15 protein-coding genes are annotated in these 16,948 nt (G+C 32.3%); 3 read left to right on the top strand and 12 right to left on the bottom strand.

The window, feature by feature from the left end; genetic code table 11:
- Nucleotides 1-116 precede the first annotated feature (116 nt).
- From CD113_RS08860 to fdaB, 6 genes are all read right to left on the bottom strand, one after another.
- Entirely contained in the window at nucleotides 117-371 is a 255-nt protein-coding gene (locus CD113_RS08860; RefSeq protein WP_002464799.1) for a type B 50S ribosomal protein L31, read from the bottom strand.
- 117 nt (nucleotides 372-488) lie between these two features.
- Nucleotides 489-1,805, bottom strand: a complete 1,317-nt coding sequence (gene rho, locus CD113_RS08865; RefSeq protein WP_002464798.1) for a transcription termination factor Rho — start codon at nucleotides 1,803-1,805, stop codon at nucleotides 489-491.
- A gap of 721 nt (nucleotides 1,806-2,526) precedes the next feature.
- Nucleotides 2,527-3,954: an aldehyde dehydrogenase family protein gene (locus tag CD113_RS08870; protein WP_002464755.1), complete on the bottom strand. Its 1,428-nt coding sequence runs from the start codon at nucleotides 3,952-3,954 to the stop codon at nucleotides 2,527-2,529.
- Nucleotides 3,955-4,173: 219 nt separating this feature from the next.
- The gene (locus CD113_RS08875) at nucleotides 4,174-4,515 is read right to left on the bottom strand and encodes a winged helix-turn-helix transcriptional regulator (protein WP_002464754.1); all 342 of its coding nucleotides are present in this window, start codon (nucleotides 4,513-4,515) and stop codon (nucleotides 4,174-4,176) included.
- A gap of 90 nt (nucleotides 4,516-4,605) precedes the next feature.
- A complete protein-coding gene (locus CD113_RS08880) occupies nucleotides 4,606-5,865 on the bottom strand; it encodes a UDP-N-acetylglucosamine 1-carboxyvinyltransferase (protein ID WP_002464753.1) in 1,260 nt (419 codons plus the stop codon).
- Between the two features lie 612 nt (nucleotides 5,866-6,477).
- Nucleotides 6,478-7,338, bottom strand: coding sequence for a class IIb fructose-bisphosphate aldolase FdaB (gene fdaB / locus CD113_RS08885; protein WP_002464752.1), 861 nt, complete (start codon nucleotides 7,336-7,338; stop codon nucleotides 6,478-6,480).
- A 218-nt stretch (nucleotides 7,339-7,556) separates the two neighbouring features.
- Between fdaB and CD113_RS08890 the strand changes: the two genes are divergently transcribed.
- The gene (locus tag CD113_RS08890; RefSeq protein ID WP_002464751.1) at nucleotides 7,557-8,078 is read left to right on the top strand and encodes a DUF2529 domain-containing protein; all 522 of its coding nucleotides are present in this window, start codon (nucleotides 7,557-7,559) and stop codon (nucleotides 8,076-8,078) included.
- A 124-nt stretch (nucleotides 8,079-8,202) separates the two neighbouring features.
- On the opposite strand, the gene CD113_RS08895 is transcribed toward CD113_RS08890, so the two are convergent.
- The 3 genes from CD113_RS08895 to CD113_RS08905 all read right to left on the bottom strand — a co-directional run bounded on the left by CD113_RS08895 (nucleotide 8,203) and on the right by CD113_RS08905 (nucleotide 11,659).
- Nucleotides 8,203-9,813 carry a CTP synthase gene (locus CD113_RS08895; protein WP_002464750.1) on the bottom strand — a complete coding sequence of 537 codons (1,611 nt, stop codon included), beginning with the start codon at nucleotides 9,811-9,813 and terminating at the stop codon, nucleotides 8,203-8,205.
- Between the two features lie 337 nt (nucleotides 9,814-10,150).
- A complete protein-coding gene (gene rpoE / locus CD113_RS08900; protein WP_002464749.1) occupies nucleotides 10,151-10,681 on the bottom strand; it encodes a DNA-directed RNA polymerase subunit delta in 531 nt (176 codons plus the stop codon).
- Nucleotides 10,682-10,792: 111 nt separating this feature from the next.
- On the bottom strand, nucleotides 10,793-11,659 hold the full coding sequence (locus CD113_RS08905; RefSeq protein WP_002464748.1) for a GNAT family N-acetyltransferase: 867 nt from the start codon (nucleotides 11,657-11,659) through the stop codon (nucleotides 10,793-10,795).
- A 359-nt stretch (nucleotides 11,660-12,018) separates the two neighbouring features.
- On the opposite strand from CD113_RS08905, the gene coaW reads away from it, so the two are divergent.
- Complete coding sequence (gene coaW / locus CD113_RS08910; protein ID WP_002464747.1) at nucleotides 12,019-12,822, top strand: type II pantothenate kinase; 804 nt, start codon at nucleotides 12,019-12,021, stop codon at nucleotides 12,820-12,822.
- Between the two features lie 77 nt (nucleotides 12,823-12,899).
- Here the strand turns inward: coaW and CD113_RS08915 are convergent, their stop codons facing one another.
- The 3 genes from CD113_RS08915 to CD113_RS08925 form a co-directional block, all read right to left on the bottom strand.
- Entirely contained in the window at nucleotides 12,900-13,571 is a 672-nt protein-coding gene (locus CD113_RS08915; protein ID WP_002464746.1) for a DUF2750 domain-containing protein, read from the bottom strand.
- A gap of 215 nt (nucleotides 13,572-13,786) precedes the next feature.
- The gene (gene ldmS, locus CD113_RS08920) at nucleotides 13,787-14,983 is read right to left on the bottom strand and encodes an L-aspartate--L-methionine ligase LdmS (protein WP_002464745.1); all 1,197 of its coding nucleotides are present in this window, start codon (nucleotides 14,981-14,983) and stop codon (nucleotides 13,787-13,789) included.
- Nucleotides 14,983-16,167, bottom strand: coding sequence for a M20 family metallopeptidase (locus CD113_RS08925; protein WP_002464744.1), 1,185 nt, complete (start codon nucleotides 16,165-16,167; stop codon nucleotides 14,983-14,985). Before CD113_RS08925 ends, ldmS begins: the two co-directional genes overlap by 1 nt.
- A 259-nt stretch (nucleotides 16,168-16,426) precedes the next feature.
- On the opposite strand from CD113_RS08925, the gene CD113_RS08930 reads away from it, so the two are divergent.
- Entirely contained in the window at nucleotides 16,427-16,888 is a 462-nt protein-coding gene (locus CD113_RS08930; protein ID WP_002464743.1) for an S-ribosylhomocysteine lyase, read from the top strand.
- Nucleotides 16,889-16,948 lie beyond the last annotated feature (60 nt).

The raw sequence follows: 16,948 nt of genomic DNA on the forward strand, positions 1-16,948 counted from the left end.
TACCAGTCCTGAAAAATAGAAAACCAAAATAGACAATCTCAAATAAAAAGATAATAACAATAAAAAAACTGCCTACATACCCATAATAGGTTGTAGACAGATCAAAATCCATATCATTAGTTGTCTGATTTAAGACCGAATTTTTTGTTGAAACGTTCCACACGTCCATCCGCAGCAGCGAATTTTTGACGTCCTGTGTAGAATGGATGTGAATCAGATGAAATATCTAAGCGAATAACTGGATATTCTTTACCATCTTCCCATTCCATCATTTCAGAAGACGTTTTTGTAGAACCACTTAAGAATTTAAAGTTTGTTGTAGTATCTAAAAAGATTACTTGATGATACTCAGGATGAATTCCTTGTTTCATTATTTTCAGCTCCTTTGCCCTGAACCATCTGGAACAGAGTTATTTGTGAGTTTTTACCCGATACTGTGTAATTATAATGGTAAATAATACAAAACGCAAGTCATTATCTAATGTTTCTTAAATTATTGGTCGACCTGTTTTTGTACTTTCTTCTGCAGATTTCTGTAACTGTTTAAAGAAGTCTGCGTTATTTTTAGATCGTTTAAGTTTACGAATAAATCTTTCTGTAAAATCGGTTGAATCAGTAAACAAATTACGTAATTGCCATAATGTATCCAGTTCAGCCTTAGTAATTAATAATTCTTCTTTACGTGTTGAGCTTCTACCGATATCAATTGCTGGGAATATACGACGTTCTGATAATTTACGATCTAAATGTAATTCCATATTACCTGTACCTTTAAACTCTTCGTAAATCATATCGTCCATTCGTGAGCCTGTTTCTACTAGGGCAGTCGCTAAAATAGTTAAACTACCACCTGCTTCGATATTTCTGGCTGCACCAAAGAATGCTTTTGGCTTGTGTAAAGATGCTGGATCCAAACCACCTGATAAAGTTCGACCACTTGGTGGTATAACTAAGTTGTATGCTCTAGCTAATCTAGTTATAGAATCCATTAAAATAATAACGTCTTCTCCAATTTCAACAAGTCTTTTTGCTCGTTCAAGTAATAATTCTGCAACTTTAACATGGTGTTCAGGTGGTTCATCAAACGTTGAATGTACCACTTCTGCAGATTCAACTGAACGTTCAATGTCAGTTACCTCTTCAGGACGTTCACCAACTAATAAAATGAACAACTTAGCATCCGGTTTATTAATACTTATCGCATTGGCAATTTCTTTTAACAGTGATGTTTTACCTGCTTTTGGTGGTGCCACAATTAAACCACGTTGTCCCAAACCAATCGGTGTCACTAAATCCATAATTCTTGTTGAATAGCTTGTTGAGTCCGTTTCTAATAGTATTCTTTCATCTGGATATAGCGGTGTTAACGCTTGGAAATGAGGTCGTTTTTTTACTTCCTCTGCATTATGATCATTAACAAAATCAACTTGTAATAGACCATAATATTTTTCATTATCCTTAGGCTTTCTTACTTTCCCTGTTACTTTATCACCGCGTTTGATTTCGAAACGACGAATTTGACTAGCAGAGATATAAATATCCTTTTCACCTTTAGAATAATTTACTGTGCGTAAAAAACCATAACCATCTGGTTGGATATCGTCTAAAATACCTTCCATATAATAGTTACCATCTTTTTCCATTTGCGCTTCCATAATGGCTAACACGAGTTCTTTTTTATTTAATTTACTGTAATTTGATAACTTAAGTGTCTTTGCTTTTTGAGTGAGTTCCTTAGTAGTGTAATTCTTGTACAGTTCGTGGAATGATTCATACTGAGGAGATGTACGTTCTCTTTCAGGCATATATTTTACACCCATTTCATTATTTTTTAGTTGGTAAGTAGTAAGATAAGCTAGAGTAAAATAGCACAATTCACCATTCTATAATATTTAGCTTAATCTGTTATAAATACATCAATAACTATAGCAAATTTTCATTTTAATTACAAAATAATTTTCAAAAGCCAAATAATTATAAGTTAATAATGAATTTTTGAGATATAGTGGTTCTCTCCCAAATTTGACTGATACATAATTAAATTTTCAAGCCTCGCACCCCAGCTTGCACATTATAGTAAAAATTCTGTTGACAGAATTTTTCTTTGCTGGGGCCCCAATGCCCAACCTGCATTGCATGTTAGAGTTTCTGCTATCTTGATAGCTAGAAACTCTTATGCAGTTTATTATGAATTAATAAACTGTAAACCTATTTCAGGCAACCAGTTTTTCTGTGTTGGGTCCCTTCCTAGGGTGCTGTCTCAGCCTACCCCAACTGGCACGTTACAGTAAAAATTCTATTTATAGAATTTTTCTATGTTGGGGCCCGGTTCCTCAGGAGTCTCGGCTTCAAATTAATGTGCGTTTTAAATTATTCTTTTTTTATTTATCAGTCCTAAAAAATAGAGAACCGATATAGTTTGTTACTAGCAAAACAAAAGCAAGCTACCGAAAGATGACTTCCATCTTTCAATAGCTTGTTATTATAAAATATATTTCAATATCTTATGACTACTTTAAAGACATCCTATTTGTAGTATCCAGCAATGGATTTAACTTCTAGGAATTCTTCGATACCATAGTCGCCCCATTCGCGTCCCAAGCCAGATTGTTTATATCCACCAAATGGTAAGTCAGGTTTTCTACCTGCCTCATTAATTTCAACTGTGCCCGCTTCAATTGAGCGTGCAACCTTACGTAATGTTTCTTGATCATTACCAATCACATAACCTGCTAAGCCATATTTTGTATCATTGGCGATTTCAATTGCTTCATCTACATCATTATATGTGATGACTGACATTACAGGACCAAATATTTCTTCTTGAGCAATAGTCATATGATTATCGACATTGATAAAAATCGTTGGTCTAGCAAAATATCCTTTTTCAAGTCCTTCTGGTTTACCAGGACCACCATAGAATAATTCAGCACCTTCTTGGATACCTTTATCTATATAACTTTGAACTTGATCAAATTGTTTTTTACTAATGATTGGACCAACTTGAGTTCCTTCTTGTCGTGGATCGCCAACACGTACTTGGCTAAATTGTTGTTTTAATTCAGTTAAAAATGCTTCTTTAATACTATTTGGTATTAATACACGTGTACCAGCTGTACAAACTTGACCTGTATTATTGACAACTTTACCAGTTGTTGCTTTAGCAGCTTCTTTAATATCTACATCATCTAAAACGATATATGGTGATTTACCGCCTAATTCGAGAGATACTTTTTTAAAGTCAGTTGCCGCTTTTTCCATAATTTTAGAACCTGTTGGACCTGAACCAGTAAATGACATCATACGTACTTTTGGATGTTCACTTAATGGATTACCAACACCTTCACCGTCACCATTAACTAAGTTGAATACACCTTTAGGTACTCCAACTTTATCAAATATTTCAGCTAATATAACTGCAGCAAATGGTGTTTCTTCTGAAGGTTTTAATACGACAGGACTACCAGAAGCAAATGCTGCTGCTAATTTTAATGAAGTTTGATTTGTAGGGAAATTCCATGGTGTAATTAGACCGGATACACCAATTCCTTCTTTAACAACTAAATCATCACCACGACGCTCTTCAAAATTAAATGTATCTAAAGCATCTCTTGCTGCTGCAAAATGATTTAACCCCATTTGATAATGCACACGTTCTGACATTTCTAGTGGTGAACCTAATTCATCTGTAATAGCTTGAACAATATCATCTTTTCTGTTTTCGTACTCTTTGACAATTTTATCTAATAATTGTTGTCTTTCTTTCACGGACGTGTGACGGAATTCTAAATAGACATTATGTGCCGCCTCTACTGCATCGTCAACATCTTGTTTATTACCTTTAGCAACTTTGCCAATGACTTCTTCATTCGCTGGATTAATGACGTCGATTGTATCATTACTATAACTATCGACCCATTCACCATTAATATATTGTTTAGTATAATTTCTCATTTATCTTTCACTCCTCAAGAATGATTTACTTTCTGTTTAACCATTATGCTGTTTATTCAAACATCATGGTCATTATCATACGTTTAATCTCTTGAATTTGAAAATAATATGACTTATCAAAATCATAACGTTTATATTTGCACTTAATTATTTTTCATAATAAAAAAGTTACTTCCGATTCATATTACTGAGTCGAAAATAACTTTCAAATTTATAGCATTATTTAGCAGTTTCTTCTTGTGTTTCAGATAAATCTACATAATTTTGTGCCCATTCTTCAATAGGCTGCAATGCTTGCGCAAGTGCTTGTCCTTTTTCAGTTAAAACATAGATAATTGCTACAGGACTTGTTGAAATGATTCTTTTTTCAACTAACTGCCAATCTGCTAATTCTGATAATTTGATACTAAGCGCACGTGGCGTGATTGTTTTTAAATCTCTCTTCATATCGGAAAAGTGTGCTGAATTGTCATTACATCTTGAGAGATAATTAATGATTAATCCATTCCAACTTCTACCAAGTATTTTGAAAGTTTCTTCAAGATACGGACATACTTCCATCATCTTCACCTCTCATACAAAATTGAAATTGAATATAATATGACATTCTTTTTCGAAGTATATTTATTATACCACAAAACACACAGTGATTTATACTGTTTCAGTCCAAATATCTGCACCAAGTGATTTTAAATGTTCAACAATGTCAGTGTATCCACGATAAATATGATTAACATTGTATATAGTAGTGATACCTTCAGCAATTAAACCAGCAATAATAAGACAAGCACCGGCTCTTAAATCACTAGCATATACATCTGCACCTTTAAGAGATGAAGGTTTAATTGTAGCAGTGCCTTCGTCTACTTCAATGTTGGCTCCCATACGTTGTAATTCATCTACATGCTTAAAACGTTCTGGATATATCGTATCCGTAACAAATGACGGGCCATCAGCCATAAATAATAATGGTGTGATAGGTTGCTGTAAATCAGTCGCAAAACCAGGATAAACTAAAGTTTTAACGTCAACATAGTGATAGGGAGTGTGTTTTTTGATGATCACTCGTTCATCTTCTACATCTACTTCAACGCCTAATTCAACAAGTTTTGCTATTAGTGTTTCAACATGTTTAGGAACGATGTTATTTAACACCATTTCTTCACCACTTGCAGCTGCTATACACATATATGTACCTGCTTCAATGCGATCAGGTATAACTTGATATTCAGAACCATGTAACTTTTCAACACCAGTAATTTTGATTGTTGATGTACCAGCACCTTTGATATTAGCACCCATACTAGTTAAGAAGTTCGCTACATCAACAACTTCTGGTTCTTTAGCTGCATTTTCTATTACTGTTTGTCCAGTGGCATGTACAGCTGCTAACATAATATTAATTGTTGCACCAACACTTACCATATCTAAAAAGATATGTGCACCTTTTAACTCTTTTGCTTCAATTTTCATTGATGTTTCACTAGATTCATCTATTTCTGCACCCAATGCTTTAAATCCTTTGATATGCTGATCTATAGGACGTGGCCCAAGTGGACAACCGCCTGGTAAACCTATAACACATTTCTTAAAGCGACCTAACATCGCACCCATCATATAGTAAGAAGCTCTTAATGATTCGACTTTATTATTAGGTAGAGGTGCATTCTCAATTTCAGTGGTATCTACATTTAATTCAGTACCATTTAGCTCGGTTTTGATGTTTAAATCTTCTAATAAACTTACTAATGTCTCAACATCAGATATTTGTGGTAAACCTTCAAGTTTAACTTGTCCATGAGCTAATAATGTTGCAGGTATAATTGCTACGGCACTGTTTTTGGCACCACTAATATTTACTTCACCATTAAGAGTACGTCCACCTCTTATTTTAATAACCTCTTGAGCCATATCATTTTCTCCTTTGCCCGTTACTTTTTTTAATTTTTGCATTATTAGCATTATAAATTAATTACACTTTGTTTGTAAAACACTTTATTTTGAGCTACAAAATTAACAATAAGTCATATAGTAATAAATATCATATTTTTAATATATGGTTTATTCTCATTTATTACCATAGTCTTTAGACTGATATTTAATAATAAGTACTTAAAACACCTTGAATTATTAGTAATTCTTTATTTATAACTAATATTTTTCACAATAATTATATCATAAAAAAATTATAGTATCGTAAATTGTGATAAAGAAAAGATGATTATGGCTACTTTGCTAGACAATACACCAATTAATTTGTCACTAATTTCATTTTTTGAAGCAATACCAATCATAAGTGTTTGGAATATTTAGGTTCTCTAACATAGTAAACTGATAGTTTTGATATCTACGCATTCCAAATTGCATTGTATAATAAAATGAATCAAAAATTAAAAAAGGCATTAAAATATATCAACTTGATACATTTTAATGCCTTAAATTTATTAAGAAATAATTAACTTAATATATTTACAATGTAATGAATGATTTATCATCCGATACAGTTGTAATATTTAAAAGTGATTATTTAGCACGGTTAGAAGTACCGAACTCTTTAATTTTACCTTTAACTGTTTCTTTGATTGCTTCACGAGCTGGTCCTAAGTATTTACGTGGGTCATAAACAACTTTGTCGTTGTCTAAAACTTCACGAACTGCTTTAGCTGAAGCAATTTGGTTTTCAGTGTTTACGTTAATTTTAGCTGTACCAAATGGAATAGCTTTTTGGATGTCTTTAGTTGGGATACCAGTACCACCATGTAATACTAATGGTAAACCAGTTGAAGCACCGATTTCTTCCATTTCTTTAAATCCTAATTTTGGTTCACCTTTGTAAGGTCCGTGTACTGAACCTAAAGCTGGTGCTAATGCATCAATGCCAGTTTTTTCAACTAACTCTTGACATTCTTTAGGGTCTGCATAAATAACGCCGTCAGCAACTACGTCATCTTCTTGTCCACCGACAGTACCTAATTCAGCTTCAACAGAAACACCTTTATCATGTGCGTAATCAACTACTTTTTTAGTAGTTGCTACGTTTTCTTCGAATGGGCTATGTGAAGCATCAATCATAACTGATGTGAAACCAGCGTCGATTGCTTCTTTACATTTGTCAAAACTTGAACCATGGTCTAAATGAATAGCTACAGGTACAGTTATGTTTAAGTCATGCATTAAACCTTCTACCATTTTAACAACTGTGTAGAAACCACTCATATAACGAGCAGCACCTTCAGAAACACCTAAAATTACAGGTGCATTTTCTTCTTGTGAAGCTTCTAAAATTGCTTGTGTAAATTCTAAGTTATTAATATTGTATTGTCCTACTGCATAACCATTTTCTTTTGCATCAATTAACATTTCTTTCATTGAAACTAAAGGCATGAAAGTTCCTCCTTGAGTGCTTGTGCACGTATTTTTCAAAGTAATTATAACAAAGATTATGCATGATTGCATTTAAATATACAATAATAAATTTGTATTTTTCAAAAAATGCGATAGCTATAATAAATGCAAACGTATACATTATTATAAAATTTAAGTCGTTGCATTATAAGTATCCTTTATTTACAATTATTGAGTGAATAGAATGGAGGATATAAATGTCAAAAATCTTACACACACAACTTATTGGTATTTTTAATAGACTAGAAGATCAGTCCTTAGAAATTCAAATGGCAGCACAATGTTTAATGCAAGCCATTGGCGGCGAAGGCTATGTTTACATCAAAGGTTATGATGATTTACAATTTTTCGAAACATTTATATTACACAGTCATGAAAAAATGGACTCAAGTCGCAAACTAAGAGATATTGAACACTTCAATACTATTGATTCAACAGATCGCGTATTACTATTTGCTCCAGAATATACTGATGACGTTGCTAATGATTTACAGCAACTCGTCGACCAAGATATTGACGTCGTATTAATTTGTAATAAACCTAAGTCTGATAACTTTCCTGACCATTTAGTTCATTTTATTAATTTATCTACACCAAGACCAATCGTTTATACAGAAGATTACGACAAAATTGTTCAACCTCATGCTATAGCATTAAATTATATTTATTACGATATTTATACGCAAATGATTGAAATGACTAGAGATTTAGAACTTTGAAATACTCTCTCTTGAGGTTATAACATCATTGTAATAACTTTCACTTCATGATTATTAAATACTAAAGACCGACATCATCACTATATCTATAACGATGAAGCCGGTCTATTTTTTATAAAATATTTTATTTAGATTGTTGGTGTTTTAATGATGCTTCAATAAATGCTTTGAAAATTGGGTGTGGACGATTTGGTCTTGATAAAAATTCTGGGTGGAATTGACAAGCAACAAAGAAGTCGTTAGCAGGAATTTCTATCATTTCTACAAGACGTCCATCTGGGCTTGTACCAGAAATAACCATACCGTTTGCTTCTAATTGTTCTCTATAGTCATTGTTAAATTCATAACGATGACGATGTCTTTCTTCTATTTCGCTTTTACCATAAATATCTTGTGCTAAAGTGTCTTCTTTAATTGAACATGGATATAAACCTAAGCGTAACGTTCCACCTAAATCTTCGATGTCTTTTTGTTCAGGAAGTAAGTCAATGATTGGATATGGTGTCGCTGGATCTAATTCTGCTGAATGCGCACCTTCAAATCCTAGGACATTTCTAGCAAACTCAACAGTTGCTAATTGCATACCAAGACAAATACCAAAGTATGGTACATTGTTTTCTCTAGCATACTTGATTGCGCTGATTTTACCTTCACTAGCACGATAACCAAATCCGCCAGGTACTAAAATGCCATCTACATCAGCTAAATAATCTGCTACATTTTCATCAGTAACATTACTTGAATCAATCCATCGTATTTCAATATCTTTAGCAAATGGATAACCAGCATGTTTTAATGATTCAACTACTGATAAATATGCATCTTGTAAGCTAACATATTTACCTACAAGTCCGATAGTAATTTTACCATCAAGATTATTAACAATATCTAATAAATGTTTCCATTCATCAAGTTGTGTATCGTATTTAGCGTTAAGTTGTAAACGTTTAATAACGATATCATCCATATTTTGTTGGCTTAATTGTAACGGAATTTCATATAGTGAATCTGCATCGCGACATTCAATAACACTTTCTTTATTAATATCACAGAATAATGCAATTTTATCTTTAAGATCTTGAGTCATTTCATACTCGGTTCTAACTACGATTAAATCTGGTTGAATACCTAAGCCTCTTAATTCTTTAACACTATGTTGTGTTGGTTTCGTCTTCATTTCACCAGCAGCTTTAATATATGGTAATAATGTACAATGCACATACATGACATTTTCTCTACCTAAATCACTGCGTATTTGACGAATCGCTTCAATAAACGGTAAAGATTCGATATCCCCTGTTGTCCCACCAATTTCAGTAATGACAACATCAGCATTTGTACTCTCTCCTGCTAATAACAAACGCTCTTTAATCTCATTTGTAATATGAGGAATTACTTGAACTGTTCCACCTAAATAATCCCCACGACGTTCTTTTTTCAATACGTGTGAGTATACTTTTCCAGCTGTCACATTTGAAAATTTATTTAAATTAATATCGATAAATCTTTCATAATGACCTAAATCTAAATCTGTTTCTGCACCATCATCAGTAACAAACACTTCACCGTGTTGATAAGGACTCATTGTTCCTGGGTCAACATTTAAATATGGATCGAATTTTTGAATTGTTACATTTAGACCTCTATCTTTTAATAATCTACCTAGAGAAGATGCTGTGATTCCTTTCCCTAGAGATGAAACTACGCCACCTGTTACAAAAATAAATTTTGTCATATCCTGACCTCCTAATTATTAAAGGGAATGCTTCCTCATCAATTGTAAAAATCATGTATTTCAGTTATTATCATTAAACTCAATACAATGCTATGTAATGGTTAATCATATTAATAACTTGTTTAACTTACATTATAAATTAAACAGCATATATTGAAATTCATCACAATACAATCTTAGCTACTGAGTTATCATAGAATGATTTACCCATTTAAATAAAAAAACGCTCCCTCTCACAAATGTTGTAAGGGGAGCGTATAAATTTTATACACGTGTCCTATTTAAAGGAGCCCGAATAAAATTTTATCATCTTTCGCTTAAAAGTCAATTATTAAATTTAATCGTTAAAATCTTCTTCGTCTTCAAATGCTTCTTCGTCTTCTTCTAATTCATCTTCATCGTCTTCTTCAATAACGATATCAGCATGATTAATTTCTTCTTCAACAGGCTCATCTTCCGGATCATTTAATGTTTCTTGATCATCTGTTTCAGCTGGTATATCATCATCGTCGTCTAATTCATCTTCACCTAATAATTTAAGATTTTGATCTTCTTCGTCATCATCTAAAATATCAAATTTTTGAATTGTAGGCGCTATTTTTTCTTCAATATCGTCAACTGAATACCAATCACGTAATCCCCATAAATTTTCACCAACATTTAAGAAGCGGCCATCCGTATTTAAGTCAGTGTAAAATTGTACGACACGTGTTTCGATATCTTCATATTCATAATCACCTAACGCTCTAAACTCATCGATGATATCATATAAGTTCATTGTTTCGCCTTTATCATTTAATAAAGTATAAGCCATATCGATAAATGATTTCTCATCAACCATTTCTTTTGTATAATCTTGAATTTTCATTGCCCAATACTTCCTTTCAAAGGATATTATCATAATTTATACGTTTTAATTCATTTATATATAGTAACAAAACTAAATTATAAATGACAATATGATATTTCGCAATCACTGTTAATAATTTAAATACTTTTCAAAAACGACATAATCTTCAGTTTGTTCTATTTCAACAAAATTACTGTTAATACATAATGCCTTAAATTCATTATTCTGTCCGAATAAAATCATAGACATGACTGTTAAGTTATCATAATTTTTTCGTAGATATGTAGGAAGTTGTCTCAAGGCGCTTGAACCAATGCCATTCAAGCGATATGTTCTATCTACTTCAATAGCTTCAATATTCATACGTGAACCGTCTTGTTTAAGTGCTATGAAACCAACCTTGCTGTCGTCGATAATTAAATTAATAATATGTACATTCGTTTTATCTGAGCGACTTTCTTCAACCAATCGTAAAGATGACACATGTTTAGAATCTAGATCTAAATAATATAATCTTTCTTTGCCAATTGGACCTTCTTCTTTAGTTGCTGTATGCATGAATCCGGCACGTTCATATAAATTCCATGCATTATCATTTTCAGCATCGACAACCAAATATAAATGATTAAAATCTGGAAATAATTGTTGAACATATTGTGGTAATGACATCATAATTTTCGTACCATAACCATATCCTTGATAACGTTCATTAATTGATAATGAACGAATATAAACTACATTTTCTGGTGTATCATACCCCTCATGTTGATAATATTGATGTAGCACGAAGAACCCTACAACATCCCCTTGATCATTTATGGCAACATTAGCTATTCTATCTGGATCTTGTAATGCATCTTCAATCACCGTTTTGGGCAGCGACGAATATATTTGTTGTCTGTCATTTAATTCAAATGCATTGATTTGAGCACGATACTGTTCATCAAACGCTTTTAAAGTTATACCTTCAAAATGTAATGTGTTATCCTTATTCATTGCAATTTCCCCTATCGTTTCAATTGTTTAAAATTTACCCCATTTAATTGTAACCATGTTAATAAAATATTACTATTACTTACCCATATTATTGAGTCTTTATACACCATAAAAGACTATGTCTGGGACAAAAAGCATTTTACATTTAATTTAACGTGTTTGGCAGTAACCTTCTAGTTTTAATACGTTGATTTATCAACATTTTAAAAAAACTAGTCACTCTTGCCGGTGTGGGATTACGAATTAAAATTTATTTCTATCCCACTCCCAACTTCTGTAAAAATTATCAACTTTCTCTTGTAATTTAGCTATATTACTATACTATTATTTAAGAATATAAATAATAAGGTGGGAATAGTATGAAAGTTGGCATTGATGCTGGAGGTACGTTAATCAAGATCGTTCAAGAGCAAGATAACCAACGTTTTTATAGTACTGAATTAACTAAAGATATAGATAAAGTTATTGAATGGCTAAACCAACAAACTATTGAACAAATAAGTCTAACTGGTGGCAATGCTGGAATAATTGCTGAAAATATATCTCAGCCTAGTCAAATTTATGTTGAATTCGATGCAGCATCTAAAGGTTTAAGTATGTTACTTAAAGATCAAGGTCATGATATATCACAATACATATTCGCCAATGTCGGAACGGGCACCTCATTACATTATTTTGATGGTCATGAACAACAACGTGTTGGTGGTATTGGAACTGGTGGTGGTATGATTCAAGGTTTAGGTTACTTATTAACACAATTGACTGATTACACTGAATTAACCAACCTTGCTCAACATGGCGATAGAAATGCCATTGATTTAAAAGTAAAACATATTTATAAAGATACAGAACCACCTATTCCTGGTGATTTAACCGCTGCAAATTTTGGTAATGTATTACATCACTTAGATGCTGATTTTAATGCAAGTAATAAACTAGCATCCGTTATCGGAGTTGTGGGCGAAGTTATCACTACTATGGCGATTACCGTCGCACGCGAGTTTAATACTGATAATATTGTCTATATTGGTTCATCGTTTAACAATAATCAATTATTACGCGAAGTAGTAGAAGATTATACAATCTTGAGAGGATGCAAACCATTTTATATTGAACATGGTGCATTTTCTGGCGCAATTGGGGCTTTATATTTGAATCAATAAAATCTTAGTGCATAGTAAAAACCATGACTAAACGATATACTTACGTAACATCGAGTCATGGTTTTATTTTCATAATATTAAAATGTTAGTTCATTAGAAAGTTTCTGTGCTGAAACAACTGTACCTACTACACCTGATTTCAAATCAATAGCTACTGCTTTATTATCATCTCGTAATTCATCTAACCAATCGCTAAATACAGAACCTTCTATTGTGATTAAGTCACACTCTTCAAAATCTTCATCACGAACTTTTGCTGCTCTATTTTTAATACTCCATACTGGCATAATATAAGGTTTTTCATTTTTATCATCATTCTCACTAATAAGAATAAATTGCTTATAACCTTTTTTGGTTAAACCATAGACTTCATCATATTTAGCAACATCTTGTACAAATTCTTTGATGCGAATTTTATCTAATTCAGTCATTAATTCTTGTGTTAAATTAACAACATTTATTAATATGCCATCATCTTCTGAAGTATGATTGATTAGTACTTTATCTTGATCATCAAACAAATCATCTAGCTCGTATGTCGCGAAACGATCGACATCCATTCTTACTACTTTATCAAATGGAACGTGTTCATTTGTCAGGTAAGATTTAGCCATTTCTTCATCTGTCCATACAGCAACATAAGATACACCTTCATAATCTAAACGGACTAGTCGTTTATTTTTAGAGGCAAAATAGATATATTCATTTATTAATATATCTCTAAAAAACGAATACGTTTTATATGACATCATAGACCCTCACTTTTTTTTATAATCATTACTTCAAATACTAAATGACACAATCTTTATAGTCAATGTTACGTTAAAACAATTTATTTCTGTTAACACCATATTGAAAGCAATAAAAATATCACATCAACTATCACGATAATAATTTTTAAAAATGTTTCAAAATAAATGAATAGCCAATCACCGTCATGAGTAACGTTTGATTGGCTATATGATTACTTGTTATTTGTAACATCTGCTAAAAATTGTTGTTCTTTGCGAATAATTTCATCTTTAGAATCCCCATGCCAAATACATCCAAATCTCGAATTGACTTTATCCTTACCATACCAATCACCATCATAATATGATAAAGGGTATAATACGCCCTGCTTAATATAACGTAAGATAGTTTGGAAAAAGTGTTCATTATCACCTTGAGAATGGTAACTATAAAATTTTTGATAACCTTGCTTTAATTCTTTAGATAACAACAACATACTTGTTGAACCATTCTGTCTAAAATTTAAATCAATAGCATAGACATTATCATTGTCGTCTACCAATAAATCGAAACCTGCTATACCAAAAAAGCCGTGACTAACACCAATTTCCATAATATGTCTTCCTGCTTCAATCACATGTTGCGGTACTTCTTGTGCATTTTCATTACCATTATAAAAGCCATAACGATCTGTTAATTGTGTCGCAGAACCAATGTATTGAATACCTATGTCTTCTGAATAAGCAAACTGTACACAGTAATTTTGTCGTTCATTAATTTTTTGTTCAATGATCAGTGACTCTGTTTCATCAGTTGCTTCTTGTATACGTTTAGTAGCTTTAGCTAAATCTTCGTCATTATAACAAATCATCACGCCATAACCACCAGCAGTTGGCAAATCATCACCTGGTTTAATAACAAATGGATAATCCCAATGCTTAATACGTTGTTCGAAATCTTCAATGGCTACGATTTCTCTATTAGGAAGATACTTGCCATCAGTCCATTCTGGAATTCGCGCTTTATTATTTAATGCTACAAAGACATCTTTATCAAGCGCATAATACTTTTTATTTAAAATAGTTTCGTCATGTATATATTGAAAATATAACTTTTTATGTTGTTTGTGTGCTAAATTTTGAATCAATTGCTCATATGATTGTTGATTATTAAATGTATATATCTGTTGTGGTACTTCTTTATTTATCGCTTTAAACAACATATCAAGTTTATCTGTAACACTTGCTTCATGAACAATGACAGGAAATTGATTGGCAATTAGTAATTCTCTGCCAGTCAAAAAGTTAGATTGATGTTCATCAGGTTTTAACCATGGATTAGATATATATGATGGTCTAGATGAATAAACAACATCGTCATTATATAAATCACTTAATGTTAATAAAGGCTCATAAATTGTATTAGTCATTACTTTCCATTCCCTTTCAAATGTGCATGTTCATCTTTTATTTCTTTTAATAATTGAGGGCGCTCAATTAGCTCCAAACTCATTAATGCCATTATTTTTGCACCATTGATTAAAGCTTGATCACCGTGTACACTAGCTGCCGCTTCTCTAAAGCGGTGCGTATGTCCAACTAAATTTCTAGAACCTATTTTAATATGTGGGTGTATAGTTGGAACGATATGACTAACATTACCCGTATCTGTTGAGCCATAACCAAAATCATCATCAATGACTGCTTCTCCAATCTCTACAGCATATTTTTCAAATAAATCATCAAGTTTTGGTGCTTTGATAAATTCATTTACTCCATTTTGAATTGGGCCAAATTCATAATCACATCCAGTTTGTATTGCTGCCCCTTTAGCAATTTGCTTAACCTTTTCAGTTAAGATATCCAATTCCTTTCTCGTCATTGCACGTGTATAAAAACGTGCATGTGTATAATCTGGAATAATATTTGCAGCTTGACCGCCATCAAGTATGACACCATGTACGCGTTGATCTCTTTTAATATGTTGTCTTAATTGTGCTACGCCATTAAAATAACTGATCATGGCATCAAGTGCATTTAAAGCTTCATCAGCATTTTCAGAGGCATGAGCACTTTTACCATAAAATTTAACGTCTAGAACATCTACAGCCAAAGTATTAATGGTCTTATATGTTTCATTGCCTGGATGTATCATTAAAGCAACATCAATTTGATCAATAATGCCAGCTTTAACATAGGATGCTTTAGCACTACCATTTTCTCCACCTTCTTCAGCTGGACAACCAAGTACGACAACTTTCCCACCTATGCGATCAATCACTTGCTTTAACGAAATACCTGCTAAGACACTTGCAGTACCAATAATATTATGTCCACATGCATGTCCTAAACCTGGTAATGCATCGTACTCAGCTAGAAAACCAATTGCTGGACCTGGCTTATCTGCTTCATATGTTGCAATAAACCCTGTTGCATGACCCGCAATATCTGTTTCAATATCAAAGTTGTTATCTTTAAGTTGATCAATTAAAATACGCGAAGCAAATATCTCTTCATTACCTAACTCTGGTCGTTCATGTATTCTATGACTTATTTCAATATACTTATATTTATTTGTCTCTATATAATCTAATAATTGTTGTTTTATTTCCATTTTACAAAATCTCCCTTTTTCGCCCTATATATCATTAAATCAATATGTCATTGAGTTGTTTAAAATTAATTATTACTTATTCTATCGGTTTTGTTCATAGATGTCATCTAATTTTTTATTTATTTACTAAATTTTCTAACAATTCAAAACCCTAAGGCACTTTTTAAGTATTCAAATTGTAAATTTAGATAGCTATTGATACAATCAACATATTATCAATACTTTAGTTTATTGCTTATTTATATAGGAGGAATTAACAATGACAAAAATGAACGTCGAAAGTTTCAACTTGGATCACACAAAAGTCGTTGCACCATTTATTCGCTTAGCGGGAACAATGGAAGGTTTAAATGGGGATATGATTCATAAATATGATATTCGTTTCAAACAACCAAATAAAGAACATATGGAAATGCCAGGCTTACATTCTTTAGAACATTTAATGGCAGAAAACATTAGAAATCATAGTGACAAAGTTGTTGATTTAAGTCCAATGGGTTGCCAAACAGGTTTCTATGTTTCATTTATTAATCATGATGACTATGAAGATGTCTTAAATATTGTTGAAGCAACACTAAAAGATGTCTTAAATGCAACAGAAGTACCAGCATGTAATGAAGTACAATGTGGATGGGCAGCTAGCCACTCATTAGAAGGTGCCAAAGAAATCGCACAAGCCTTTTTAGATAAACGCAGCGAATGGAACAAAGTATATGGTTAGAGTTTCTGCTATCTCGATAGCTAGAAACTCTTATGCAATTGTTGCGCTAGCAACCAATTG

It is taken from the genome of Staphylococcus simiae, from assembly GCF_002902085.1.
GTDB classification, from domain to species: Bacteria; Bacillota; Bacilli; order Staphylococcales; family Staphylococcaceae; genus Staphylococcus; species Staphylococcus simiae.

What these genes read in the sequence shown, in the direction of transcription:
- ldmS (WP_002464745.1), bottom strand. Translation starts at nt 14,983, where the DNA reads ATGACTAATACAATTTATGAGCCTTTATTAACATTAAGTGATTTATAT.
- CD113_RS08860 (WP_002464799.1), bottom strand. Translation starts at nt 371, where the DNA reads ATGAAACAAGGAATTCATCCTGAGTATCATCAAGTAATCTTTTTAGAT.
- coaW (WP_002464747.1), top strand. Translation starts at nt 12,019, where the DNA reads ATGAAAGTTGGCATTGATGCTGGAGGTACGTTAATCAAGATCGTTCAA.
- CD113_RS08870 (WP_002464755.1), bottom strand. Translation starts at nt 3,954, where the DNA reads ATGAGAAATTATACTAAACAATATATTAATGGTGAATGGGTCGATAGT.
- CD113_RS08930 (WP_002464743.1), top strand. Translation starts at nt 16,427, where the DNA reads ATGACAAAAATGAACGTCGAAAGTTTCAACTTGGATCACACAAAAGTC.
- CD113_RS08895 (WP_002464750.1), bottom strand. Translation starts at nt 9,813, where the DNA reads ATGACAAAATTTATTTTTGTAACAGGTGGCGTAGTTTCATCTCTAGGG.
- fdaB (WP_002464752.1), bottom strand. Translation starts at nt 7,338, where the DNA reads ATGCCTTTAGTTTCAATGAAAGAAATGTTAATTGATGCAAAAGAAAAT.
- rho (WP_002464798.1), bottom strand. Translation starts at nt 1,805, where the DNA reads ATGCCTGAAAGAGAACGTACATCTCCTCAGTATGAATCATTCCACGAA.
- CD113_RS08915 (WP_002464746.1), bottom strand. Translation starts at nt 13,571, where the DNA reads ATGTCATATAAAACGTATTCGTTTTTTAGAGATATATTAATAAATGAA.
- CD113_RS08880 (WP_002464753.1), bottom strand. Translation starts at nt 5,865, where the DNA reads ATGGCTCAAGAGGTTATTAAAATAAGAGGTGGACGTACTCTTAATGGT.
- CD113_RS08875 (WP_002464754.1), bottom strand. Translation starts at nt 4,515, where the DNA reads ATGGAAGTATGTCCGTATCTTGAAGAAACTTTCAAAATACTTGGTAGA.
- CD113_RS08890 (WP_002464751.1), top strand. Translation starts at nt 7,557, where the DNA reads ATGTCAAAAATCTTACACACACAACTTATTGGTATTTTTAATAGACTA.
- CD113_RS08905 (WP_002464748.1), bottom strand. Translation starts at nt 11,659, where the DNA reads ATGAATAAGGATAACACATTACATTTTGAAGGTATAACTTTAAAAGCG.
- CD113_RS08925 (WP_002464744.1), bottom strand. Translation starts at nt 16,167, where the DNA reads ATGGAAATAAAACAACAATTATTAGATTATATAGAGACAAATAAATAT.
- rpoE (WP_002464749.1), bottom strand. Translation starts at nt 10,681, where the DNA reads ATGAAAATTCAAGATTATACAAAAGAAATGGTTGATGAGAAATCATTT.